The organism is Telluria sp. LT1R51-2, from assembly GCF_059685775.1.
The window spans coordinates 582,097-606,713 of sequence record NZ_JCASIM010000001.1 but is presented as its reverse complement, the minus strand read 5'-3'; the positions used below and the strand labels follow the sequence as shown (position 1 = coordinate 606,713).

General features: G+C 54.8%; 20 protein-coding genes and 1 tRNA gene. 19 read left to right on the top strand and 2 right to left on the bottom strand.

All coding sequences use genetic code 11. The features are described 5' to 3' along the window. The first annotated feature begins 10 nt into the window (after positions 1 to 10). From murI to AC56LH_RS02595, 19 genes are all read left to right on the top strand, one after another. Positions 11 to 886 (top strand): glutamate racemase, encoded by an 876-nt coding sequence (murI, locus tag AC56LH_RS02685; protein ID WP_499643817.1) that lies wholly within the window; start codon positions 11 to 13, stop codon positions 884 to 886. A 76-nt stretch (positions 887 to 962) separates the two neighbouring features. Further along, a tRNA-His gene (locus AC56LH_RS02680) sits at positions 963 to 1,038 on the top strand. Between the two features lie 249 nt (positions 1,039 to 1,287). Then, complete coding sequence (locus AC56LH_RS02675; protein WP_499643811.1) at positions 1,288 to 1,662, top strand: hypothetical protein; 375 nt, start codon at positions 1,288 to 1,290, stop codon at positions 1,660 to 1,662. Between the two features lie 393 nt (positions 1,663 to 2,055). Beyond that, entirely contained in the window at positions 2,056 to 2,352 is a 297-nt protein-coding gene (locus AC56LH_RS02670; RefSeq protein WP_499643809.1) for a hypothetical protein, read from the top strand. A gap of 105 nt (positions 2,353 to 2,457) precedes the next feature. Then, complete coding sequence (locus tag AC56LH_RS02665) at positions 2,458 to 3,849, top strand: pilus assembly protein TadG-related protein (protein WP_499648357.1); 1,392 nt, start codon at positions 2,458 to 2,460, stop codon at positions 3,847 to 3,849. After that, on the top strand, positions 3,846 to 4,808 hold the full coding sequence (locus tag AC56LH_RS02660) for a hypothetical protein (RefSeq protein WP_499643807.1): 963 nt from the start codon (positions 3,846 to 3,848) through the stop codon (positions 4,806 to 4,808). The genes AC56LH_RS02665 and AC56LH_RS02660 overlap by 4 nt, the downstream gene beginning before the upstream one ends. Further along, a complete protein-coding gene (locus AC56LH_RS02655; protein WP_499643805.1) occupies positions 4,805 to 5,677 on the top strand; it encodes a hypothetical protein in 873 nt (290 codons plus the stop codon). Before AC56LH_RS02660 ends, AC56LH_RS02655 begins: the two co-directional genes overlap by 4 nt. Before the next feature lie 164 nt (positions 5,678 to 5,841). After that, on the top strand, positions 5,842 to 6,618 hold the full coding sequence (locus AC56LH_RS02650; RefSeq protein WP_499643803.1) for a hypothetical protein: 777 nt from the start codon (positions 5,842 to 5,844) through the stop codon (positions 6,616 to 6,618). A gap of 47 nt (positions 6,619 to 6,665) precedes the next feature. After that, complete coding sequence (locus AC56LH_RS02645) at positions 6,666 to 6,809, top strand: hypothetical protein (RefSeq protein WP_499643801.1); 144 nt, start codon at positions 6,666 to 6,668, stop codon at positions 6,807 to 6,809. Between the two features lie 3 nt (positions 6,810 to 6,812). Then, positions 6,813 to 7,754 (top strand): Flp pilus assembly protein CpaB, encoded by a 942-nt coding sequence (cpaB, locus tag AC56LH_RS02640; RefSeq protein ID WP_499643799.1) that lies wholly within the window; start codon positions 6,813 to 6,815, stop codon positions 7,752 to 7,754. 66 nt (positions 7,755 to 7,820) lie between these two features. After that, positions 7,821 to 9,287, top strand: a complete 1,467-nt coding sequence (locus AC56LH_RS02635) for a type II and III secretion system protein family protein (protein ID WP_499643797.1) — start codon at positions 7,821 to 7,823, stop codon at positions 9,285 to 9,287. A gap of 8 nt (positions 9,288 to 9,295) precedes the next feature. Then, complete coding sequence (locus AC56LH_RS02630) at positions 9,296 to 11,227, top strand: TadA family conjugal transfer-associated ATPase (RefSeq protein WP_499643796.1); 1,932 nt, start codon at positions 9,296 to 9,298, stop codon at positions 11,225 to 11,227. Continuing rightward, positions 11,224 to 12,084: a type II secretion system F family protein gene (locus AC56LH_RS02625; protein WP_499643795.1), complete on the top strand. Its 861-nt coding sequence runs from the start codon at positions 11,224 to 11,226 to the stop codon at positions 12,082 to 12,084. Before AC56LH_RS02630 ends, AC56LH_RS02625 begins: the two co-directional genes overlap by 4 nt. A gap of 15 nt (positions 12,085 to 12,099) precedes the next feature. Next, entirely contained in the window at positions 12,100 to 13,017 is a 918-nt protein-coding gene (locus AC56LH_RS02620) for a type II secretion system F family protein (protein ID WP_499643794.1), read from the top strand. A gap of 9 nt (positions 13,018 to 13,026) precedes the next feature. Further along, positions 13,027 to 14,352: a DUF192 domain-containing protein gene (locus AC56LH_RS02615; RefSeq protein WP_499643792.1), complete on the top strand. Its 1,326-nt coding sequence runs from the start codon at positions 13,027 to 13,029 to the stop codon at positions 14,350 to 14,352. Then, the gene (locus tag AC56LH_RS02610) at positions 14,349 to 19,685 is read left to right on the top strand and encodes a DUF6765 family protein (protein WP_499643790.1); all 5,337 of its coding nucleotides are present in this window, start codon (positions 14,349 to 14,351) and stop codon (positions 19,683 to 19,685) included. The genes AC56LH_RS02615 and AC56LH_RS02610 overlap by 4 nt, the downstream gene beginning before the upstream one ends. Further along, positions 19,682 to 20,737, top strand: coding sequence for a right-handed parallel beta-helix repeat-containing protein (locus AC56LH_RS02605; protein ID WP_499643788.1), 1,056 nt, complete (start codon positions 19,682 to 19,684; stop codon positions 20,735 to 20,737). Before AC56LH_RS02610 ends, AC56LH_RS02605 begins: the two co-directional genes overlap by 4 nt. Positions 20,738 to 21,289: 552 nt before the next feature. Then, the gene (locus tag AC56LH_RS02600; protein ID WP_499643786.1) at positions 21,290 to 21,892 is read left to right on the top strand and encodes a hypothetical protein; all 603 of its coding nucleotides are present in this window, start codon (positions 21,290 to 21,292) and stop codon (positions 21,890 to 21,892) included. Next, positions 21,879 to 22,334, top strand: coding sequence for a right-handed parallel beta-helix repeat-containing protein (locus AC56LH_RS02595; protein ID WP_499643784.1), 456 nt, complete (start codon positions 21,879 to 21,881; stop codon positions 22,332 to 22,334). Before AC56LH_RS02600 ends, AC56LH_RS02595 begins: the two co-directional genes overlap by 14 nt. A gap of 334 nt (positions 22,335 to 22,668) precedes the next feature. Here AC56LH_RS02595 and AC56LH_RS02590 read toward each other — a convergent pair whose 3' ends face one another. Continuing rightward, positions 22,669 to 23,385, bottom strand: a complete 717-nt coding sequence (locus tag AC56LH_RS02590) for a hypothetical protein (protein WP_499643782.1) — start codon at positions 23,383 to 23,385, stop codon at positions 22,669 to 22,671. Positions 23,386 to 23,407: 22 nt separating this feature from the next. Beyond that, a complete protein-coding gene (locus tag AC56LH_RS02585) occupies positions 23,408 to 24,451 on the bottom strand; it encodes a hypothetical protein (RefSeq protein ID WP_499643780.1) in 1,044 nt (347 codons plus the stop codon). Positions 24,452 to 24,617 lie beyond the last annotated feature (166 nt).

The following is a 24,617-nucleotide window of genomic DNA, read 5'->3' as shown; positions in this document are numbered from 1 at the left end:
CCCCTTCAGCATGGTTTCCACCACGCTTTCCCACGACGCCCCGGTCGGCATGTTCGACTCGGGCGTCGGCGGTCTGTCGGTGCTGCGCCACATTCAGGCGCAGCTGCCGCATGAACACCTGTTGTATGTCGCCGATTCCGGCTATGCGCCGTATGGCGACAAGCCGGAGGCGCTGGTCATTGCGCGTGTGCTGGCGATTGCTGATTTTCTGATTGCGCAAGGTGCGAAGGCAATCGTCGTGGCGTGCAATACGGCGACCGTGGCGGCCGTGCGCGTGCTGCGGGAGACGCATCCGGGAATGCCGGTTGTGGGGGTGGAGCCGGGGTTGAAGCCGGCTGCCGCCTTGACCCGCAATGGCAAGGTGGGCGTGCTGGCCACCGAGCGCACGCTGCGCGGCGCCAAGTTCCTGCAACTGCGTGACCAGATCCATGGCGATACCGGCGTCGACTTCCTGCTGCAACCGTGTGTCGGCCTGGCCGACCAGATTGAGTTTGGCGAGGTTGAATCGAGCGTCACGACGGCCATGCTTGATCGCTTCATTGCGCCGCTGTTGGCGCAGGATGCCGATACGCTGGTGCTTGGCTGCACGCACTATCCGCTGGTGCGTGGGGCGATCGAGCGGCTGCTGGTTAGCTCTGGACATGGTGACGTGGCGCTGGTGGATACGGGGGACGCTGTGGCGCGGCAACTGGCGCGTTTGCTGGTGGCTGGTGGGCTGGCGCGGGCTGTTGGTTCGGAGGCGCTGCCAGCTGGGCTGACGGGCTATACAACGGCCAGTGCAGCGGCGCTGACGGCCGCGTTTCGCAGCCTGCTGGGGATCGATCCGCCCGTGTACGCGGTCGACATTGCCGAACCGCAAGCGCCCTCTGCTTCGACATGCAATTAAATTTGCAAGCACGGGCTAAAGTTTATATAATCTTGTTCTGTCGCGGAAACAACGAGACAGATGTAGTAGTTCAGTGGTGGCTGTAGCTCAGTTGGTAGAGTCCAGGATTGTGATTCCTGTTGTCGTGGGTTCGAGCCCCATCAGCCACCCCACAGAATGCAAGTAAAAAGCCCAGTCTTCGGACTGGGCTTTTTGCGTTCTGATGCGAACAAAAAGCCGGGGTCAGGTCTGACATTCGGACACGTGCTCAACATTAAGCGGCAGAAGTGTCTGCATGCGCGGACGCAGTTTTGGTTTACCAACCTGGTCGGCAGGTAGTTGACAATGGCAAGGTGCTCGCTTGAAACAAGCACGAAGGAACCGCCAACGGCTGGCATTGGCGCACACGAGGAGCACAGTAGATGAAGTACAAACTTATCCGCTCGATGGCGCATAACTGGTCGCACTCCTTCATGAGCGGAATGAACTACGTGGACGATGCCTTCGTCTTTGAGGACGTGTACAAGCTGGCCAGAGAGCGACGCGGCGAGAAGGTCATCATCAGTTGGATCCCTGCCGACGGCGAAGATTCGCGCGACCTCCCGCCACTGGTACAACAATGTGTAGAGGCTTACCGGGCTGGATTAGCGGACCACCTTCGGCGACATCATGTTGACGCCTCGGCACTCAAGACTTTTCGCACCGAAGTGTATGTCGCCGAAAAATTTCGCATGTACGTTCGGGCTTTTGTCATTGACGATGAAGACAAGGAACACGTCGCCTTTGTCTGGAGCTAGCCCGGGTACGCTCATCGATACGGACCTCGCCACCAACAATCTGGACAAAAAGCGGCACTGCAAGAGGATTGCTTTCGTAACACAATCCCTCTCACAGACCGGTGGAGCAATTGCCTTGACGCCCAGTGAGCGTGGATACGTTGCTTTGGTCAGTGTTCCCCCATCAGCCACCCACAGAATTTGCTGTGATATTAGAGGGTTACATGCTTCGGCGTGTAGCCCTTTTTGTTCTGCACATCGTTCCGCAAAAGTTGGGTGGGGCGCCGCTGGCATCGGCTGAAATCAGACTTTGGTTGATGTTCGCCAATTTTCACCAGCTCCACCTTCTATATTATCCATAGGCAATTACACGTTCCTTATATCAACATTAACCAAATGAAGATGGAGTCCGGTATGAAACTGACGCCGAAAGTAATCACACTTGGTAACAGGAGTCGCGGTCAAGGCATGACCGAATATATTGTCATTGTTGCCTTGATTGCTGTTGCTGCCATAGCGATTTACCAGCTATTCGGGGCTACCTTGCGCAATCAAACTGCTGCCGTCGCCATGGAAGTGGCTGGTAAAGATGGATCTTCGGCAATCACCCAAGCTGGCACGGCAGCAGGCAAAGCCGAGACTCAGGCCAAGGACCCGACCAAGGGCTCCTTGTCGACGTATGGCAACCAGGCAAAGGACGGTCAACAGTAGTCAGTGTTATTTCAGCCGCTGATCCACAGCGGCTTTTTAGATTCTGCACGTTGGCCCGGGCCTCCGGACTGCAAACGTTACAGCATTCGAGAAAGTGTGCGCGTCATGTACAGACATCATGTGCCAGCATCTTCGATAAAGAGTCTGCACTACCAGCGTGGGCAAGCGCTGATTTACGGTTTGTTCACCCTCATTGGGGGCCTGGCTGCGTTGTTCTTCCTTTTCAACACAGGTCAACTTACTGCGGAAAAATCCAAACTCGTCAACACGGCAGATGCGGTTGCATACAGCGCTGGCGTCATGCACGCCCGGGCACTCAATTTCGACGCATATACGAACCGGGCACTCATGGCCAACGAGGTGATGATCGCCCAGGCAGTGAGCATTGCTTCCTGGAGCAGCCATGTTGTTACACATACCGAAAACATCCCGCCTTTGATGTGTCAGAGCTCTTATTCCCGGCCGGTTATGTTATTGCTCGTGACATATATTCCGGTCTGCTACCTGTTGAGTTTCGGACCGGCCTCTGCTGTTGCTAAGAGCACCGATGCCGCGGTCAGCGTCGCGGCCACAGGAACAATCGGCCTGTCAGAAACTGCGAAGCAGGCGCTCCAAAGTGCACAAGCGCTGATGAAGGCGACATTGATTCCTGCGCGTTCAGCAGTCATGCAAGCCGTTGCAGATGCCAATTATCTCGGGGACGGCGTGGTGCGAGTTGACGAGGTGCCGCTTGCGGACGATTTCCTGGGCTTCAGTGAACTGTATTCAGGAAACGATCGAACCCGTTTTAAAAGCGCGGTGACCCAGGCCGCAGACCTGGACGGTTTTGTAAAGAATCGCTCGTGGACATCGAAGAACAGCTTCCCGTGCATCCTCGGGCTCAAGGCAGAGTTCCGACGGCGTGGTGGTACCGAACTGATCGGGTTTGACGAGTGGAAGGCCATGGATACGGCATCGCTGCATGAATGGCACTGGAATATCCCTGCCTTCGGCCTGCCCAAGTGCGAACACGACGAGATGGCGCTTGGTTATGGCACTCAGGAGGCGAAGCATGGCAACCCCGATGAGTCGGGCGCGGAGTACGGCAATTCGCGCAATGACAATCCTAGTGCAAGTGCGGATGGTGATGCCAACGGCCGCAGTGTCCAATATAGCGGCGTGCCCCGGTTCTACGATCTGTCCGCATCCCAATTGGCGATGCCGTCGCCCACGTTGAGGTTCTCGATCCGACTTACCCGCGACAAGTCGCAAACCCGCACATCCGATGGTCGCTCCATCATCAAACCAACTGGCAAACTGGCCCTGTACGACGGGAAAGCAAAGTCGGATGTTCTATCAGCAGTCTCGACGTCAGAAGTGTTCTTTGACCGCCCATCCCCCCGCAGTGACGGCAAGACGGAACTGGCAAGTCTCTTCAATCCGTTCTGGCAGGTGCGGCTGGTGCCGACGTCGTCAGCAGCTCTTGACCAGGCGATGGCACGGGGAGGTTCACAATGAGCGAGCCAGTCGATGTCACCAAGCGCGCGGAAATAGTGCTTGATTGGCGGTTGTGCCGACGGGCACCCGTACTCCTGGCTCTCTGTGCAGCCATCATTGCGATGCCCGCCAAGGCAACAACCGAGGCTGAACTTGTGCGCGCACAGAAGCCGATGCCGCATCAAGCCGTGGGCATCGAAGGCGGCACGGTCAGGGTGCATTTCACACGCCTGGACAGCTACGTCGACGGAAGGCTTGGCAACGCATCCGGTTTGGCGCAACTGAAGGCGCAGACGCAACAATGCATTCGTGAACATCATGAAACTGGCAGGCCAGTAAATCTACCCCGCGCCTGGCCTGACTACTTGCTGAGCCTTAGAACCGACCTCTACACATCTGCGAACAGGACCATCACCTATCAGTCCGGCCTGACCTATGACCTTTTGGAGCACGACTGCAGCCTGCGCGAAACCGCAGAGGAGACAGCCGAGCTCAGCTCTACCATGGGCACATGCATCATCGACTTGCGCAAGAAGACCGCCACTGGCGTCTGCGATGCGCGAGCTCACGCAACGGCGCGTGCCCGCGTACGCGTTCCAGCGGCAAGCGTGGCAGAGATCGACGAAGCGATCCGCAAGTCTCCCGACAACCCGGGACTCGTGGCGCTTGCGGCAGTGATGCGCCAGCATCCGCTGTCGGTCAAGCGTGAACGCAAGATGATTCTCGGGCTCGAGTGCGAGGTCTGGGACAATCCCTTGACCACGCAAGGAAAGGACTGCCTTTCTCTGGGTGGCTCGTTCACCGCATGGCATGCCAATGGCGAACATCATCAGTCGAACATGACGTTGGAAACAACGTCGGTCGGCGGCATCCAAGCGCATGCTGTCGAAGCAAGGCTCGACACGATGGTCCATAGCGCCGTCTTCGCACCCTACCTGAATGCTGGATTTACGATCACCAGCAGGATGCCGCGCAAATGACACAGCGTAGATCAAGCGTTCGCCGCAAAAGTAGTGGTTTTTGTCAGCGTTGCCTGCCACATCAAGCACAGCATTACCGTCAGTACGGTCAGGCGCTCACCGAGTTTCTCGTTGTTGCGCTTGCACTGATTCCACTTATTCTGCTGATCCCCCTGATTGCAAAATACCAAGACGTTTCATACGCGGTGCAGATGGCAAGCCGTTATGTGGCATTCGAAGCGACCACCCGCAATGACGAGCAGAGTACCTGGAAGACGCCCGCGCAATTGAACGAGGAAGTCAGACGCCGATTTTTCAGCAACCCCGATGCTCCGGTGAAGACAGGTGATGTCGCTGGCAATTTCACTGCGCACCAGAACATGTTCTGGCGCGGGCCGACCGGCGCGCCGCTGATCGCCAACTTCGACAAGGATGTTGCAGTCGGATTCGGCGCAGGCGATGGCGATGGCGATGGCGGTGGTGCGACCCAGAATGACGCCTTCAGCGCCACCGACGACGGCAAGCCATTCAATCAACCGAAGACCGCTGACTGGCTTGGGCTACGCGCACGCGGCATTTATACCGGCAATGTCAGCATCACGTTGGCTAACGTGCCAGCCGGTCTCAAGGCTTATACGCCGCTGGACAAGATCAACCTGTCCGTCACTCGTCACACCAGCCTTGTCGTGGATGGATGGACCGCCAGGGATGCGGAGCAAGTGGAATCCCGCATCGATCATCCCATGCTCGTTCCCGCCACGAAATTGCGCGCCGTTTCCTCGGTCGTCGGTGCATCCGTGTCCCTGGTTGAGGGCGGGCATATCGACAAACCTCAGTTGGGGCAACTCGACTTCTGGCGCGATATTGTTCCGCCTGACCGGCTGAAGTGACTCGCGGATACCACATGCGGCCGTAGTGATGCACCCAGCGAGCCGCCATTGTGCGTTCTGTTGTGCGAGGTCAAGTGTGCTGCTTGCTGAAAAGATTCCAATTGGAACTAGTCAGCGATTCCCGAACACTGAAACTCAGCAAAGGGTGCGCAATCATGGCAGGCATGGCAGCTTCGACTACGGTGTTGCGCGGATCGTCTTCCGGATGGCGCCGCCGCAGCCTGCTCATCGGCGCATTGCTGATTATGCCAGTTGAAGCGACGATCGCCCAGTCGGTGTGGCCGCAGATCGTTATCCCAGAAGGTATCAACCTGACCGACCAGGGTGGGCCAGTCAACGCCAACGGGACGCCCCTTCAAATGCGTGGCTTTACCTCCCTAGCCACACCTGCCAGGGTCGCTGCCCTGTTCCGGCAGAGTCTCGGGCAACCGCTGGTCGATAACACGGCCGGTACGAGGCGCATCCTTGGACGCTCGCTTGGCACACACTACGCGACGGTCCACTTCGAACCTGATGGGACAGGTACACGTGGCGTGATCGCGGTAACCGAACTGAGCGCCGCAATAAACAGCGCGACAGCATCCCGCGATGCAGACCAACGACTGCTGTCCAGGCTTGCTGCAGGTTTCCATATTCTCAGCCGCACCACATCGAACGACGCCCGACGTCGCATCGAGCATGTTGTTCTCACCAATACGCACAGCCTCGGACTCAGTACCGAATCCATTAAAAGCATGCTCCGCATTGATGGCTTCATTCTGGAGCGTGAAACCAGGTCGCCCATTCATCCCGGGGTGGGTCGAGCCACAGCATCGCGTGAAGCCAACTTACTTTTTTTCAAAAAGGCGGACAGCGAAGCAGTTGCCGTCATAGCCCGGGACAACCAAGGCAGGACAGCAGTTGTCCTGAACACCATCACTTCTTCAAAACCAACACGATGAACCGACATAAACATCTCTGGACCGTTGCGCAGCATGGCCAGTCCAGCATGGAGTATCTCGTCGTTTGCGGTGCACTTGCGCTGGCGCTGGGCATTGGCATGTCGAATGATCAGAGCGTTCTCTGGCAGTTGCTCGATGCATTCAAGACGGCCTATCACAACTTCAGCTACTCAATATCTCTCCCGGGCTAAGCGATGAGACTGACTCTCCCCAAAATACCGAAAATCGGCAAGACCTGGGCAGTTCTGGGCATCGCGCTGGTGATTGGTATTGCTGCGGCACTAACCACGCGCAGTTACCTCAGCAAGAAAATAGAATCGATCGAGTCACGCGGAAAGGTCGAAACCGTCGAACTGCTGGTTGCCAAATCCCTCATTACAAAAGGAAGTGTTGTCGCCGTGGATGATCTCGCCATTCGCAAGATACCCACAGAATTCGCCCACTCCGACGCAGTCGCACCCCAGGACGTTCTCAACGTGGCAGGCAGAGTAAGCAATTACGACCTGAAGCCAGGGGAGATGCTTTTATCTAGCCAGTTGCTGAGCAGACGACCAGCAACCTTCTCGGCCCGGCTGGACCATGGCCAGCGGGCCATTACGGTCATGGTTGACGAAATCAACTCCATTTCCGGGATGCTCGAACCGGGTGATTTGATCGATTTGATCTTCACCACAGACCAGAACGGCAAAAAGATTATTCTTCCCCTCCTCCAACGTGTGATGGTCATGGCCACTGGTAAACGGTCCGTCGACGATCCTCGTGGAGGCGAAGTCGTTCAGTTTGCGACCGTGACCCTCAACACCACCCCGAACGAAGCCAAAAACATCATTCTGGCCCGCGAAACCGGGAAGCTGACAGCATTGCTGCGCAGCCCCGGTGACGACGCCGGCGGTGCCAGAGAGGGTATCGACCTTGTCACCTGGTTCGGTCCCCAGGCTGCTGGCCAGCACATGGCACGCGATGATGGCGTCCCGGTGTTGTACGGCGGTAGTGGCAACAAGTTCCCACCAGAAGCACTAAAGCTCGGGCGCTACCGCCACGCGGCGGTCACACCGAATCAGTCCGCATCCTTCATTGCGCCGCCAATCCTGCCCGGTTCCACTGACCCACTCGCAGCGAGCACCCTGTCCCAATAGCGCTGTACTCGCGCTCGGTCGGCTATGACCCGCGCGCAATGCGTTCTTCCATACGGTGAGCCAGCCATGAAAAACAGCAGGATCGATTTTCCGCGTCGTCTCACGTTCGTGTGCCTGGTGGTGTTCGCGGGATGCGTCGCCAGTGCAACCGGCCAATGCCGCGCAGGCACCATGGCGGTCGCGCCATACGCGCCGATTGCCAAATCCGCTGAGCCGGAACAGGTTGCCGAAATAGAGCTGTTTGTCGGTGAATCACGCGTGTTTCCCACACCAGACGTGGCGCGCATCGCCGTGGGTAACGCACAGGTCATTACCGCGAGCGCACTGGACGATAAAGACACGATCATCTTCGCCAACGGTGCAGGCACATCATCCCTGTTCGTGTGGAACAAGGATGGTCGCTACCAACGCATCAAGGTCAACGTGGTATTGGGCGACGTCAGCCGCGTTGCGCGGGAGGTTGCCACCTTCCTGTCGACGATTCCGAACGCGACAACGAGTGTCGTCGGCGACAAGGTGATTGTCGAAGGTGACGAATTGTCGGACGCCGACCGGGACAAGGTCGCCGAACTGGCAAAGCGGTATCCACAAATCATCAACTTTACTAGCCCCATAGGCTGGGAACAAATGGTGATGATGGATGTGAAGGTGGTCGAATTTCCCCGTACCGAGCTTCGTGAATTGGGTTTGAAGTGGGGTGCAGTGGGCGGTGCCGCCATTGGCAGCATCTGGGCTCCTCTGCGTCGTGGCGATCAGAAAGGCCTGTCGATCACGACCGGCGGTGGCACGCCACCAATCTCGGCAGGCGACAATGCCGGCAATCTGTCGCCATCGAGCCTCACGGTGCTGAGCGCGCTCAATCTGGGCCTCAATGCGCAGCTCAATGCACTCGAACAGAACGGCACCGCCAGCATCCTGGCAGAACCTCAACTCTCCACACGAAGTGGCTACAAGGCTAGTTTCCTGGCAGGTGGCGAGGTGCCCTACTCGATCGCCACCGTCAACGGCGTGACGGTGCAATTCAAACAGTACGGCATCAAGCTTGATATCGAACCACGTGTCGGCCGCAACGGCATTGTGCGGGCGATCATCGAATCCGAAGTGAGCTCGATTGATGCGTCGTTCACGACCTCCGGTGGTCCAGGCTTGCTGACGCGACGCACGAAAACCGAGTTCAATGTTCATCAGGGTGAAACCATCGTGCTCTCGGGGCTCTTGCAACGCAATACCAGCACCGACATCGACAAGGTTCCTTTCCTCGGCAACCTTCCCGTCCTGGGCGCGCTGTTTCGCTCCAAGCGCTTTCAGAACAAAGAAACCGAATTGGTGGTCTTTGTCACGCCAACCATTGTCGACAGCCACAGTCCCGGCCTGGTCGACCGAACCAGACGTGCCGGCGAACGGCTCGAGCAGCAACTTGGTGCGCCACCTTTCCTGACCGATCCGCTGCAGCCTGGCCGTGACGCAGGCAAGGTCAACCAGACGCCGTCAGGGCAAACAACCCGGCCGGTACCGCTTGTTCGATCCCACTAGGTAGCGCCATGTTCCAGATCGAAATCACGAACGCCGATGGCCATGCCCGGCAACTCAATGTGCCAGACGAATCGATGGTCGGCAGCCGGTCGACAAATGATGTCGTTCTCGACAGCTGGCGCGTCAGCAAGGACCATGCACGGCTGGTCCGGACGCCATCCGGTGTTCTGCTCGAGGATATGGGGACGTTTATCGGTGTAACCGTAAACGGGTTGCGGATCACGAGTCCTCACGGGCCACTGCGCGACACTGACGTGATCGCCATCGGGCCGTTCAAGCTGCGCGTGATGCTGCACCCCGATGCACCGCCCGCGGTGCAGGCGGCAGCGGCACACTCGCGCTCGACGAGCGCCCCGGTGCGCAACCTGCGCGCAGCGGAAGAAATACAGGCGTCGCGGGTCGCAGCCACCAAGGCGCAACAACAAGTGTGGCAAGCACAGGACGCTCGCGATGCCAGGGACGCCACAAAAACGGCGACGGCCTCGTCGCAAACGTCAGCACCGGGATTTGTGCAGGCACCAGATCCGGCATCGATCAAATCCAACGCTTACGCTGTCGTTCTGGCGCCGCAAGCAAAGCAGAGGCATGACGAATTCGCGTGGCGCAAGCGCCTGCATACGATGTTGCTGGAAACAATGGATTTGCGCCGTCACGACGTATCGACCATGAACGATGCCCAGCTGCGTACCGAAACAGGTCGTATCATCGCCGACATCATGCTGGACCAGGAAGCGACAATTCCTCCCGAGCTCGACCGCGTACTGCTGGCCAGGCAGGTGCTCGACGAAGCAGTCGGTCTCGGCCCGCTCGAAGACTTGCTGGACGATGCGAGCGTCACCGAAATCATGGTCTGTCAGTTCGACAAAATTTATGTCGAGCGCGGTGGTCGCATTCAAAAGCACCCGCTGACCTTTACCAGTGACCGGGCGGTGCTGGGCGTCATCGAACGGATTGTCGCGCCACTTGGACGTCGCATCGACGAAGCTTCGCCAATGGTCGACGCACGACTCAAGGATGGCTCGCGCGTCAATGCCATCATTGCACCTTTGGCGCTCAAGGGCGCTGCACTGACCATTCGTAAATTTGCCAAATACAAAATGACGGTGGACAACCTTGTCACGCTGGGCGCGATCAGCCCGGCGATGGCAACGTTCCTGGAAGTGTGTGTCACGGCACGCAAGAACATCGTCGTTTCGGGCGGCACCGGTTCGGGTAAAACGACGCTGCTGAACATCCTTTCGAACTTCATTCCTGCGGGCGAACGCATCATTACGGTGGAAGACTCCGCCGAGCTGCAGTTGCACCACGAGCATTGGATCAGTCTTGAATCGCGCCCCTCAAATGTTGAGGGTAAAGGCGCGGTCTCCATTCGCGAACTCGTCAAAAACACATTGCGCATGCGGCCAGACAGGATCGTGATCGGCGAATGCCGCGGCGGCGAGGCGCTCGACATGCTGCAGGCCATGAATACCGGCCACGACGGTTCGTTGACCACGCTGCATGCAAATACCCCACGCGATGGCCTGGCGCGTCTGGAAACGATGGTGCTGATGGCCGGCATGGATTTGCCCCTGTCCGCCATCCGTGATCAGATTGCTTCGGCGATTCACATGATCGTGCAGCAGACGCGCTTTACGTGTGGAACACGTGTCGTCACCAGCATCACCGAGGTCACGGGCATGGAAAGCGGCAAACTTCAGTTGCAGGAATTGTTTCGCTTCGTGAACCTCGGATATGCGCAAGGGCCGGATGGCATGAAGGTGCGTGGCTATTTTACGGGCTGCGATATTCCGCCCAATTTCTACGAGGCATTGCGCGCGTCTGGCCATGCGCTCGATCTCGAGATTTTCAAAAGTGATGGGCAACCGGCGGGCAACAGCGCCGCTGGGTCGGGCAGCGATCCGGGTACGGGCGGATTCGCGCGCGGGAGCGGCCAATGAAAGCGGCCAACATGCTGGTGGTCGTGATGTTGTTTGCGGCCGTTGCCGCTGCCATGCTTGCCTGGTTCATCATTGATATGGGCATGACCGCCATGGCGCGTTACCGCGCAGAGTTTACCGAGCGCACACATTTTCAAGCGCGTGAATTTTTCCTTTTCATCGATCCGGCAAAACTCTTCATCCTTCACGTCGCCATGATGACGCTTGGCGCCATCACAGCGGTGCTAATCACTGGCAACGTACTGGCTGGCCTTCCCGTTTTCTTCGGTCTGGCGCTGCTGCCGAGGCTACTGTATGCGTGGCTGCGTCAACGGCGGCAACGCAAATTCGAGGAGCAGTTGCCCGACGCGCTCATGATGCTGGCTGGCGCCCTCCGTGCGGGCCTGAGCCTGAGCACTGCCCTTGCGCAACTGGTGGTTGAGGCACCGGCGCCACTCGGGCAGGAATTCACGTTGCTGCTGCGCGAACAGCGTCTGGGCCTGACCTTGGAGCAAAGCCTGAATGGCCTTGTGCGACGCGTGCCGACCCAAACCACGATCCTGACGGTTTCGGCGATGCGAATCGCATCCGAAACGGGTGGCGGTCTTGCTGAAATGCTGGAACGTACAGCCAACACGGTTCGGAGCCGTCTCCAGATCGAAGGCAAGATTCGCGCACTGACGTCACAAGGGAAACTGCAGGCATGGGTCGTCGGCTTTCTGCCCTTGACGCTCATGGCCGTGCTGAACCAGATGGAGCCGGAAGCGATGAGCGTGATGTGGCATACGCGGATGGGTTGGGGAGCGCTCGCCGTCATCGCCTGCATGGAATCACTTGGCATTTATGTCATCCGGCGGATCGTCGCCATCGACGTTTGATGCAAGGGGTGCGCAATGCTATCCGAAACAGGCCTCGTCATCGCCATGATCCCCGCATGTGCTGGTGTATCGGTTGCGCTGATGGCGATGCTGCTCGGGAAAGCCGTCGCAGCAATACCACCGCAGGACCGCCGGTACATGGACACACCACCACTTGGATTCAGGCTGATGTGGTGGCCGATCCAGTGGTGCAGCCACGTCATTCGGCCTCTCTTGTCCGCTGGAGCGACCGCATCGCTCACGATCCGGCTACGCAAGGCAGGACTGGCCTACTCCATTGCTCCGGCCCAGTTCCTGGCCGCGCGCCTGCTGTGCGGCACGATGGTTGCTGCCGGTGCATGTTGGATACTCGCTTCCTTCGCCCCGCTTGGCACCAGTAGCAGCTTCAAGGCAGGAGGCTACGCCGAAGCCGCCCTCGTCGGCACTCTGTGCGGCTGGGCGTATCCGGCCATCTGGCTCAAGGACCGGACCGCCGAGCGCAAGCGCATGCTGCAAAAGACACTGCCGTTTTATCTTGATCTCATCACGCTGTGCGTCGAAGCGGGACTCAATCTGCAAGGCGCACTGAACCAAGCGGTCGACAAAGGCCCAAAGGGCGTCCTGCAGCAGGAACTGCAGCGCGTTCTGCGCGACATCCGCAATGGAAAGGCGCGGGCCGATGCATTGCGGGCGATGAGTGACAGCGTTCAGGAGGCAAGTGTCAGCAACTTCGTCACAGCGATGATTCAGGCTGAGCGCCTGGGCATGAACCTGGGGCCAGTCTTGCGTGCGCAGGCCGATCAGCGTCGCTCCGAGCGCTTCCTGCGTGCGGAGAAGCTGGCGATCGAAGCGCCCGTCAAGCTGCTGTTTCCGCTCATTGCGTTCATCTTCCCGTGCACCTTTATTGTCCTGTTCTTTCCGATCGTCATCCAGTTCATGCAGTCGGGTTTATAGGAGTCTGTCATGCGCAAGACTGACACCGTCAACTGTACGCTGGTCACGGCGCGTGGTGCGCATCTGCTCAAGGTCAGGCTGGCCGCTACTTTCCTGACGCGCTTCGCCGGCTTGATGTTCAGGGACGCATTGCAGCCCTGCCAGGGTGTGCTGTTGACGCCCTGCCCCAGTGTGCATAGCGCATTCATGCGCTGCCCTATCGATGTCGTCTATCTCGACATTGGTGGAGTGGTCACCAAATGCGTACGCGGCCTGCGCCCCTGGCGCGCCAGCTTCGGCAATGCCGGTTGCAATTCGCAGGGACGACGATTTGGCCGCACGGTCCACACACTCGAACTTGCCTGCGGTGCAATTGATGCTCTGGGCATTGCCGAGGGGGACCAGTTGCATCATCCGCATTGGGGCCGTCAGCACCCATACCCCCGATTGGCGATGGCAGCCGATCACGAACAGCGTGGTGCGTCGATGATCGAGTTCACGATCGTCGGCCCGCTGATCACGATGCTCGGACTCACCGTTCTCCAATACAGCATGCTGTTTTTCGCCAAAGGCCAAATCAATTACGCCGGCTTCATGGCTGCGCGCGAAGGTGCCATGACCCATGCGAGCCTGTCCTCGATCCACGATGCCTACTTGCGCGCACTCGTCCCCCTGTACGGCGGCGGCCAGACGCCAGCCGAGCTCGCCACTTCGCTGGCCAAAGCAAGCGCGGACCTTGGCGCGAGTGGCGAAGGCAACGTCCAGATTGAGCTATTGAATCCGACCAGCGAGAGCTTTGCGGACTGGAACGATCCTGTTTTGCAACAGGCATTGAACTCGGGTGGCAAGCGCGTCATTCCCAATGCTGGCCAGGCGTTCAAAACCCAGTCTGTCGGCGCAACATCGGGACAGACGATTCAGGACGCGAACATCCTCAAGTTGCGCATTACCCAGGGTTATCTGCCCAAAGTCCCCTTCGTCAACAAGATCTACACCACCTATCTGAAGTGGCTCGATCCACACACCGACGCATTTCATACCAAGCTGGTCAGTGACGGTCGCATTCCCATCGTCACGAGCGTGACCTTGCACATGCAGTCGGACGCCATCGAACCGGGCACTCTGACGTCTTCACCGGGCGTTGGCAACAATGGCACGCCGATCGATCCGGGCTCACCGCCGATCTCCAACAATCCCCCGCCCGACTGCAGCAATCTCGGCTGCGATATCCATCCGCCACCCGGCCCTTCAGACCCGCCCGCCTGCAACCCGTTCACCGATCCGGCCCATTGCGCGCCGGCCGATTGCACGCCCACCGCGGAAATGTGCTGCATCCCATCAGGAGGCCCTCGATGAAAGATTCGCCAGGCGTGACAACGCCATATCGTGCAATCGGCTGCTGCACCTCATTGCGGCGATGCGGCTTTTCAATACTCGCCGCCGGGTTGCTGATTCTTGTATTCGGCATATTGGGGTCCTCCTTGGCCCAGGCCGATTGCGGCGCGCCTCCAGGAGGTCCGCCTAATAATTGCCCGGGCGTGGCCAGTACCGGAGGCACCGGCGGCCCGGATTCTGGTGCGGGCAACCCTATCAATGTCATGACAGGGAATAAATACGAGCGCGAAGTCGACATGCCAGCGCTGCCCGGCGTGCTCGGCCTGGAAATCATTCGACACTACAACAGCGTCAACAGCCAGCCCGGACGCCAGAACGGTGTCATGGGCCGTGGCTGGCGGCTGTCCTACGAAACCGAGCTGTTCGATATGTACGGGAAGATTCAAATCCTGCAGGCGGATGGCGGCCGCATCATTTTCGAGCGCGATCCGAGACATACCAATCTGTGCAGCACACGCAATCCGGCCAATGGCACCATGACGCTTGTGCCGCAAAAGAATGGTGCCACCGAATACATCTGGACCTGGACCAATGGCCGCAAACTGTTGTTCAACAGCGTGGGCAAGCTCTACAAGATCAAAGCGCTTACCGGGGAAGTCGTCGCGCTCGATTACGACCAACGCGATGTCTTGCAACGCGTCACCGATCCATATGGGCGCAGTTTGCACTTGGTATATGGCGACCTGCAATTAAAGAACCAGTTTCACGGCGTGCAGTTTATCGACAGTCCGGTTGGTCGCTTTGCGTATCAGTACGGCAGCAAGCCGCCCAAAGGCAGCGGCCTCATTGATACCCGAAACCTGCTGGCACTGTTGGTCAGGGCAGAACTCCCCACTGGTTTCGAGCCGGACAAGCCTGCGCATGCACTCACCAGCCGCGGCACCACGACCAGCCGGATCAGCCGTACCTACCATCATGAAGATCCGCGCAGTCCTTGGCTACTCACGGGAATCAGCACGGAGACTATGGGCGCGGGCAGAAAGCCGATTGCGACCAGGTATTCCACCTATGGCTACGACATTGATGGGCGCGCTATCCTCAGCACCCATGCGAACAATGTCGACAAAGTCACACTCGTCACCCCGGAGTTCGGAAAAACCATTGTCACCAACAGCCTTGGCCAACGAACCATTTACCAGCACGCTGTCATCGGGGGGGAGCACCGGCTGCTACAGGTGCGCGGCGCGGGCTGTGCACTCTGTGGCGAGACGAATGTCCGCTACCGCTACAACACAGCCGGGCAATTGACGGAGACGATCAAACTATCGGACGTCGGCGAACCCATCGTCGCTCAACGCACTGCCTTCGACAAGCTGGGGCGTATCGCCCTCATCAGCAAAGTCTCGTACTCAAGCGGAAAACCAACGCCGGCACAATGGGTGACGCGCTACGATTATGCTGGTGACAGCTTTTCTCCAAACGTCATCGCCCGTCCAAGTGTGGTGCCCGGGAAGGAAGTTCTCACACGCATAGCCTACAACGCTGCCGGACAACCACTCAGTGTGACGGAAACGGGATGGGTCCCCAACCTTGATGGCTCGCAGGCTGCTGGCCGAATCGAACGCACTGTGGGGTATCGCTACAGTCAAATCAACGACCGGAGCCTGCTTACAGAGATCGACGGGCCGCTACCGAACGGCAAAACGAACACGCCAGCTGACTCGGACATCACGGTCATCGAGTATGACAACCACGACAATTCGTGGGTACCACCGACGCCGCAATTGCATCCGAGCGGCATCGCCGAATACGCCCCGGCGATGCGCAGTGCCGGTATTGTGACGCGTATTATCGCCCCCGGTAAATTCATCACCGAAGTGCTTGAGCGCGACCAGGCACAGCGCCCGGTCAAGATTCGCACTAACGACGGTGGCGTAGTACAAGTTGCGACGGTGACCAATAACTGGCGCGGCGCGCCGCTGCGTATCGATCTGAGCGCTGGCGCACTGCGGCGTCAGATGGAGTTTGACTACACTGCCACAGGCCAAATCAGCGCCATCACGGCGCCAGGCAAACTGCGCACAACGTTTCAGTACGACCAGGCCGGCAGGCTGACAAGAACAATTCTTCCCGATGGCAGCGGTATTCTCACAGCACAAGACACCGAAGACCGTGTGCAAAATGTGGCCCGATTTTTGGATGCGGCGACGCCGATGTCTGACAAACTGCCCATCACGAACTTTTTCTATGATCGGCCAATTGACAAGCCAAGCCGTCTGACGCGGATTTGCGATGCTCTTGGCGTGTCTGCGCATTATCGCTATACCGATACCGGTCAAATCGCCGCCATCACGAATGCGCTTGGTATCGCAAAAACGTTCAGCTATGGAGCCGATGGCCAGCTCTCCCAACGTACCGATGCTGACGGTACTCGGGACGCCGCAAGCATCCATATGCTCTACGACACTGCAGGTCACGCGACAACGATTACCGCTCCGAATGGCGTGAAGACCAAACGCGTCTACGACGACTTCGGTCAGAAAGTCCTGGAGGCGGATCCCGACCAGGGGGCCAAGCTGTTTCGCCACGACGCGGCAGGTCACGTCATTGCCAGCATCGACGAGACGCTCGTTGCGACGCGCTACACATTCGACCATGCGGATCGTCTGATTGCTGTCGGCACAGGAAAACAGCAAAACTTGGTGCAATTTCGATATCAGGGGAGTCAGCTGGTGGCGATGACCAGCACTCGCGATGGTATGCAAGAGCATGTTACAGAACGCGTCGTTTATGAGCGCGATGCCTTAGGACGTGTTACGAAGGAAACGCAATGGCTCGCTAACGTCAACCCAAATACGAATGCAAATACAAAAACGAAGGCAGGTGGCTTCAATTTTGTTACCAAAAATACTTACGATATCGATGGTCGTTTGATCTCTCAAATCCTGCCTGACGGTCATCGTTTGACATATCGCTATGGACCCTTTGAAAATAGCGTTACCCACTCCGGCCAGCCAGTTCAGCTTGAAGCAATTCTATTCGATGAAAGAATCGTCATCTCGAACATAGAAAATTCAATCGTAGGCGGATTACGCGGCTACACGATGGGGAATGGAATACGGCATAAAATTAGCCTAGACCATAATGGCCGTATTAAAAAATTGCAATACTCCTCTGATATTGTCAGAAGTTGGTGGCAATATGTTGACACATGGATTTTTAAATCTGACTCAACTACTCAGCCCTTGTACGAGCAAAGTAACTCTTACGACAATGGGGGCAGGATAGTAAAGATTGATCGAATATCTTCTGCAAATTCCATAAATGATGTTGAAAATTATTCTGATCTATATGAATACGACGCGATGAACCGAATAACTACCACATCTATGCATGGCGAATCCAAGACTAGGTTTCAGTACGACAAAAATGGCAATAGAACTGCTGAAATATTCGATAGCATTCGTATGAAAAAGATAACAGCAGATGCAGAATTACCTACCGCAAAAAATTTCTCTTTTCATTACGCATCAGGCTCCAACCGACTTCTTGCCGTTACCCAAAATGCACTTTTAGACAGTGCTAGAATTTTTGATCGCCAATCCGATAACGAAACACAGCGCAAAAAAATCGATAATATTCCAACGCTGAACAGTGCTTGGTTTTACCACCCCACCGGAATACACCTTACACAACTACGTTGGAAGAATTTCGAAGAGGACGCTCAGCGCATCGTCTACAACATTAGTAAGCGACCAATTGCCGTATATCACAACGAGCAACTCAATTCGCTATATTTCTATGATATTAAAGGCGAGCGCATTGCCCGAACAAATTATCCGCCACATAAAACTGGCATTGCAAAGAATACCAACTCGCCTGAATTTCGACCCTATACTTCCTACAGCCTATATCGCGACCAAAGGCTCGCTGCAGAAACAGATGACGAAGGACACATTACAGACCATTATATTTATCTTTATGGAAAGCCGGTGGCAAAAATTGAAATGGTGCCTAATCGGTCTATTGTGCGCAAGCTCTTGAACTTTTTCTCTTTTAAATTAGGAAAAAATACTACTGATTTCGTAGGTGTAATCTACTCAATAATCACAGACCATTTAGGCACGCCTCAACTGGTAATAGATTCGAGTCGGAAGACAGTCTGGCAGGGGGACACCACAGCATTCGGAAAAACGCAGGTTAGATATGCAGCGCTTAGCAAGACAACAGGCACGAATTTCAAGATGAATTTGAGGCTCCCCGGACAATTTTTTGATGATCAAACAAATCTCAACTACAACTACCTCCGAGACTACGATCCGGAAATTGGTCGATATACTGCGCCAGATCCTATTACTTCAGGCGGGCACGTCAGCCCATATATTTACGTCTCAAACAATCCCCTGATGAATATCGACCCACTTGGACTTTATCAGATCGATGTACATTATTACATGACTTTCTTTTTGGCGATCACGGCCGGAGTAGATCAAGAACGAGCGCGGATAATAGCTTTGGCGACACAATACATTGATGATAATTCGATTACATCACCAACGCCCGACGGGTTAAATCCTTCCAGCATGGCACATAACCAGGCGGCCCTAGATCGTTATCACTTCGTCCAGGCGACGTACGACCCTCCCCGCACTGTAGTTCAAAAACTATACCATTCACTTTTTGGTTCTGATACTGAAGAATACATTATCAACCGCATAAAAAATCCTTCTAGCCCCCAACTAGGTCGATTACTCACGGCATCGATTTTTTCAAAAAGTGACATAAATGCGACGTGCGAATCGAGCGATCAGTTATTCGGGGAATATCTGCACAGCTTAGAAGATACTTTTGCACATCGAGACCAACAAAATGAACCTTATACCTCGCAAACTGCTGGGTTAGGTGCAGGCCATGCGATTGACGGAAAAAATCCTGACTTTACGTACAATCACTTTTCTTTGATGCCTGGGCTCGGATATTGGGGAACTAACGAAGCGAGAACACTAGAGATGGAAAAAGAAGTATTTTCAGCGTTAACTTTTAGAACAACATATGGCACAAAATCGACAAAATTTCCGGGAATTGAAAAAATTCTTAAAGATTTTAATAAGTTTGAGGCTAGTGACACGGATATCGAACAAGGAAAACTTCAAGAAAAGATAGCTATTTTGAGCACAGGCTTAATCACTTTAGGATATGGCGGGATAGATATGTCATTTGGCTCTGGAAAACATGGATATGACTCAAAGAAAGCAGCTGAAATACGAGAGAGATCATTAGCCACTCTAAACCCCGAAAATTATGTCGGGACAATTTTACCGAAAGGAACGGCGCCATTGCCGGAAAAAAAATGAGCAAGTTAAAAAAAATTTTCGGCACGCTCATCAGGCCACGATATTTTCTTGCTTTTCTTGCAGTTCCAATGTTTTTATTCTTCTCAAAATCCCAAGATACAGAAGTCAACCTAACCGCACCTAAACTCCCAGTGGTATATACTGAAGATTGCTTTGAGCTCCATCCAGATAATGAAATTTACCAAGAGGCTGCAGTTAGCAATCCTGGGGTTCATTGCGTCATAAAAAACTTTTGGCAACGTCGATTCTGCGAGGCAGGTCACTGTGTACCCGCTCCTTATCGTAATTTAGTGCAGATCCGAGGGGGAAATGTCACGATTGACTTAATGAATCACATACTACACAGCGATGGACATTCAAGCGGGATTGTAGCATTCACACAATCTAATAAAACCACGTTTGATCGAGAACATAAAAATTTCGATTTTTCTCAGCAAACAACACGGATAACCATAAAAAATGGGGTTATAGATTTGCGAGGACTTGGGGTCGGGGTTGCGCTTGTAGATCGATGGAAGATGAATTTTATTGATACCTCGGCACCTGAAGGACCACCTCACTACGAGAAGACGGGTTTTATATTGGAAAATCTTCGCATTATTACTGATAATACCGGAGTCATCTTAGAAGGAGACGGAAACACAATACGGAATTGTATTATCGAAAGTAATGGTCAAGCAGCAATAATGATGGCGGGACCGAACGGCTTGATTGAAGGTAATACTATTATTCTTAATAATAGACCCTTTTCTAAAATTAGACCAATTACCTTTGATAAATTCATGGAAGGAATTTATAATCCGGTGGAGATTTATAGAATTATTCAAACCAACCGCATCCAGAAAGCAGCTATCGTTTTACACCAAGCAGATAATACGCTGATTCGGAATAATAAAATATTAGTGAAAGGTGAATCAGAAAGAAGAATGAGCATCTATGTCGACAACAATAGCAAAAATATTAATATCATTGGCAACAATTTTATAGATATTAAAAAGCCGATTGTTTTAGTTAATGGCAGCACGGCCGTAGTCGAAAATAACACTTTCTAAGATTTCAAGCCCAATTGAAATTTATTAAATAGGAAACTATTCACATAAGTTTGATAAATATTTTCTAAATAAAAATGTTTTACCAATTGCGAATAATTTCATCACTTCCGAAGGCTATCTTATGCCTGAATTCGTTTATCAATGTCAGACCTTTCCTAGAACTTCTTTCATTGAATAGAGACCCCTCGACAACTCCACAGGATTAAAAAAAAATCCAATCTTCAAAATTGGCTTTTTCTCTAAGGACAAGCAGGGTTCATGTTTAATATTCGGACGCCTGCTCTATACTTTTCCTTCTGTTATTACTATATGGTAACGAATGGCTCCATTTAGCCAAGTTTTTACTTCGACGCTGCATTAAGCCTGAGCTCGTGTCCGAATGTCAGACCTGACCCCGGCTTTGCTGAAGAAACGCCGTTTAAGCATGGCTATAGCAAACAGATCGCGGAGAAGAATCGCGCAGCAGCGTTAAATTCCTTAAAGATATATAACTACCCAGGGACCATATTACCCCAAGGAAGTCAACCTTTGCCCGATGAAAAAAGATAAAAAATGGAAAAGATTTTTCAACTATTTCTACAGCGCTGGAAACTTTGGCCATCTCTAATATTAGCGCTAATTATATTTTATCTAATATTTTCTCTTAGAAATGAAAAAACAGATAAGTTACAACAGCCTCGTAATATTATCCCAAAATTAAATCATTGCACCAGACTGACTCCGGACGCCGGACCATATAAAGAAGCGGTAATCTCGAATTCTGGGCAGTATTGCTTAGGCACAGACTTTTGGCAGAGACGTCTTTATGACGGAGCAGGCCATAGTGGCCCGGCACGGTACCGTCATTTAATCGAAGTTAGGGCTAGCAATGTAGTTATAGATCTTGCTAATCACATTCTTCATAGTGACGGACATTCGAGTGGGATTTCGATTAATTTCGATGATTCTAAAAAAGAAAAAGGAGCTGCGGAGTCAATAACGATAGCAGATACCATAATTATAAGAAACGGTGTTATTGACTTACGCGGACTAGGATTTGCATTGTCCAATCTAAGCAGTTGGGACATCGATGGAGTAGAAAAAAAAGTAGATGAAAAGCTTGGGAAATTTAAAAAAAACGAATATTATTCTAGAAAATCTTTTGATAAAAACTGATAATATGGGAATACTATTAGAGGGAGACGGCAATATTATCCGAAATTGCATTATCGAGAGTGGCGGGATAGTTGCCATTGCAATGGCAGGTAAAAATGGGAAGATATTAAACAATAAAATTATATTAACTTCGCCACGTATACCCGGGAAGATGAAAGGCTCTGACTTGAACAGGATCAGAGATCTTAGACAATTGATTGAGGCGAGGCGTGAAGTTAAAGCAGCAATTGCACTGCACTACGCGTCAAATACTGTTATTAGTGGCAATCTAATTGATGTCCAGCAGAACTCTGCTAACCGTCATGCCATCTATCTCACCGGCTCAAGCAAGAATGTGATCATTGAAGGAAATACTTTCACGAGTACTCAAAAGCCAGTGACAATTGCAGATGACAGCAGCACTGAAATGAAACGCAATATAATTAAGCAAGAAAAACAATAGACACACTAAAAAAATCTTGGGTCAGCTGAAAATCCAAAATTTCTAACAGCTCAATAGCTATCAGCGATCTTTCAATGTTTTTAGTGCCCAAAGAATTCTTAATAAAGATACAGAAAATCATCAATGAATTACGCCCTGCTCGCAAAAAAGTACATGCTCGCATAACCTTAGCGAGTAGGCGAAGCATACGCCGTTTCGGCAAGGTGAATTCTATGACGACCGAGAAAGCGTAGAGCGATTTATAGGGCTTTCATCTTGGAATCGAATCCTTATGCCTAAAAGTTTTAGGGGTTCAAACGGTTTGATATTCAAGTTGCCACGATCAAGCCAATTTTCAACGGCTGGCGATCATCACCTGCCCCACCCCATTCCACACCAACTGCGTATTCATATCCCGCGACGCCGACAGCTTGCCGTTGACGTACAAATTAGTCCGCAGCGCATAGCGTCCCTGCGACGCATCCTTCGGCAGCGTGATTTCAAACGAGTTCTCGAAGCGCCCGCCCGAGTTGTTGGTCAGCGCCTTCGAGCCTGATTTGAATTGCTTGCCATCCTGATCGAACACCACCAGCTCTTCACGCACTTGCATCACCGGTGTCGTCGCCCCGTTGACCAGTTCAACGGTCGAGTTGACCACCACTGGCTTGCCACGCTGTACCGTGCTGGCGTTCAGGCGCGGCTGATACGACACCACTTGTGGCTCAGCAGGCAGACGGCCCCGGGTGCGGATGAAGTCGTTGTCGACCTGGGCGGCGGTGCGGGTCTGTCGTGATTGCGAGTTGATGGCCACGCAGCCAAGTGCGGCCACGATGCCACCGGCGGCAGCGCCGCGTGCTGCGCCGCGTTTGCCGTCCATCAGCGCGCCCAGCAGTGCGCCGGCGGCGGCGCCCATCAGTGCCGATGAGCCGACGGCGCACGGGTCTTGCTCGGCGGCGACGCCGCCTTGCGGGTACTGCGTTTGCGACATGCCGCTCTGGCCCGTCGTGGCGCAGCCGGATACCAGGCTCGTCAGCAACGTCAGGACAACGATCTTTTTCATTGGCGTTTTCATGGTTTTTCCTGATGAGACTGCATTATCTGATGGTGGTTTCTTCTTGGAGCATCTGGCGTTCACGATCGCGGATCTGCTGCATCATGCTGTCGAGCTGCGGATTGTTCGGGTCGGCCCGGCGTGCGCTTTCTACATAGGTTTTTGCGGCATCAAATTTTCGCTGCAACAGCGCCTGCTCGGCATCGCGCAGGAACATCGTTGCCATCGACGTGCGCTGCGCGGCGCCAGCGTCTTGTGTACTTGAAGCACTTGGCGCAGTCGGCGCACGTGGCGCAACTGGCTCCTGCACCTGGCTTGGTGCACGCTGAACCGGCGCCGCACCCGGCATGAAGACTTCGGCAGGCGGCGCTGGCTGGGCTGCAGCCGCAGCGGCGGCGTCCAGTGCGTCGACCTCCCATTTGAGCTGATTCAGGCTGGGTTCATCGCGGTTCAGGCCAGTCAGTTTGGCCAGTGCGGCCCGAGCTTGCGCCTGGTCACGTGCATTGAGCGCACTGCGCACGTCAGCCAGCGCTCCCTTGATGGATTCCTGGGTCGCCTCCAGCCGGGTGCGCAAGGCTTCGGCCTCCGGCTTGTTTGAACACGCCGCCGTCAATTCGTTCAGTCCCGCGCGCGCACGACCGGGCCGGCTGTCCTGCAGCAAGCCGTCGATTGCACGGAAGTTGCGCTGGCAGGCGTTGTCGGTCTTTTCCGCTGCCGCAATCGCACGTTGCAAGGTGTTGACCTTGGCGCGCTCCTTGTCGCCGCATTCGGCGCTGGCCCGCAGCGCCTGGGTGCGCGCGGCGGCAAGGTCGCCCGACGTGACCGCCTGGGTGCCCAGGTCGAAGGCCGATTCGCAGGCGTTTTCCTCGATCACCGGTTTGTCCCGGGAACCCATGTTGTAGAGCACAACCAGCAGCAGCCCGATCCCACCAGCGATCCACTTGCCCTTCCCGCCTTTGCGCGTTGCAGGCGGTATTGGCGCGCGATCGGCTGCAGGCCGGGACGGCGTTGCAGGCGCAGATGGCGGCGGCACGGCAGCAGCCGGCGGGACGCTTGCCGTCGGCGCCGCAACTGGTTGCGGTGTCACGACAGGCGCCGCAGGCACAGGCACACTCGGCGGCGCTGGTACCGCAGCAACCGGAGCGGCATTCGAAGCCGCAACCGGAGCAGCAACCTGCCCCACCTTGCGCACCGCCCCATCCACCCCTTCACCACAGAATGGACAGAACGCCACCTCACCCTGCAGCGTTGCG

Bases quoted from the DNA above. Each gene is read 5' to 3' on its own strand.
- murI (WP_499643817.1), top strand. From the start codon at position 11: ATGGTTTCCACCACGCTTTCCCACGACGCCCCGGTCGGCATGTTCGAC.
- AC56LH_RS02675 (WP_499643811.1), top strand. From the start codon at position 1,288: ATGAAGTACAAACTTATCCGCTCGATGGCGCATAACTGGTCGCACTCC.
- AC56LH_RS02670 (WP_499643809.1), top strand. From the start codon at position 2,056: ATGAAACTGACGCCGAAAGTAATCACACTTGGTAACAGGAGTCGCGGT.
- AC56LH_RS02665 (WP_499648357.1), top strand. From the start codon at position 2,458: ATGTACAGACATCATGTGCCAGCATCTTCGATAAAGAGTCTGCACTAC.
- AC56LH_RS02660 (WP_499643807.1), top strand. From the start codon at position 3,846: ATGAGCGAGCCAGTCGATGTCACCAAGCGCGCGGAAATAGTGCTTGAT.
- AC56LH_RS02655 (WP_499643805.1), top strand. From the start codon at position 4,805: ATGACACAGCGTAGATCAAGCGTTCGCCGCAAAAGTAGTGGTTTTTGT.
- AC56LH_RS02650 (WP_499643803.1), top strand. From the start codon at position 5,842: ATGGCAGCTTCGACTACGGTGTTGCGCGGATCGTCTTCCGGATGGCGC.
- AC56LH_RS02645 (WP_499643801.1), top strand. From the start codon at position 6,666: ATGGAGTATCTCGTCGTTTGCGGTGCACTTGCGCTGGCGCTGGGCATT.
- cpaB (WP_499643799.1), top strand. From the start codon at position 6,813: ATGAGACTGACTCTCCCCAAAATACCGAAAATCGGCAAGACCTGGGCA.
- AC56LH_RS02635 (WP_499643797.1), top strand. From the start codon at position 7,821: ATGAAAAACAGCAGGATCGATTTTCCGCGTCGTCTCACGTTCGTGTGC.
- AC56LH_RS02630 (WP_499643796.1), top strand. From the start codon at position 9,296: ATGTTCCAGATCGAAATCACGAACGCCGATGGCCATGCCCGGCAACTC.
- AC56LH_RS02625 (WP_499643795.1), top strand. From the start codon at position 11,224: ATGAAAGCGGCCAACATGCTGGTGGTCGTGATGTTGTTTGCGGCCGTT.
- AC56LH_RS02620 (WP_499643794.1), top strand. From the start codon at position 12,100: ATGCTATCCGAAACAGGCCTCGTCATCGCCATGATCCCCGCATGTGCT.
- AC56LH_RS02615 (WP_499643792.1), top strand. From the start codon at position 13,027: ATGCGCAAGACTGACACCGTCAACTGTACGCTGGTCACGGCGCGTGGT.
- AC56LH_RS02610 (WP_499643790.1), top strand. From the start codon at position 14,349: ATGAAAGATTCGCCAGGCGTGACAACGCCATATCGTGCAATCGGCTGC.
- AC56LH_RS02605 (WP_499643788.1), top strand. From the start codon at position 19,682: ATGAGCAAGTTAAAAAAAATTTTCGGCACGCTCATCAGGCCACGATAT.
- AC56LH_RS02600 (WP_499643786.1), top strand. From the start codon at position 21,290: ATGGAAAAGATTTTTCAACTATTTCTACAGCGCTGGAAACTTTGGCCA.
- AC56LH_RS02590 (WP_499643782.1), bottom strand. From the start codon at position 23,385: ATGAAAACGCCAATGAAAAAGATCGTTGTCCTGACGTTGCTGACGAGC.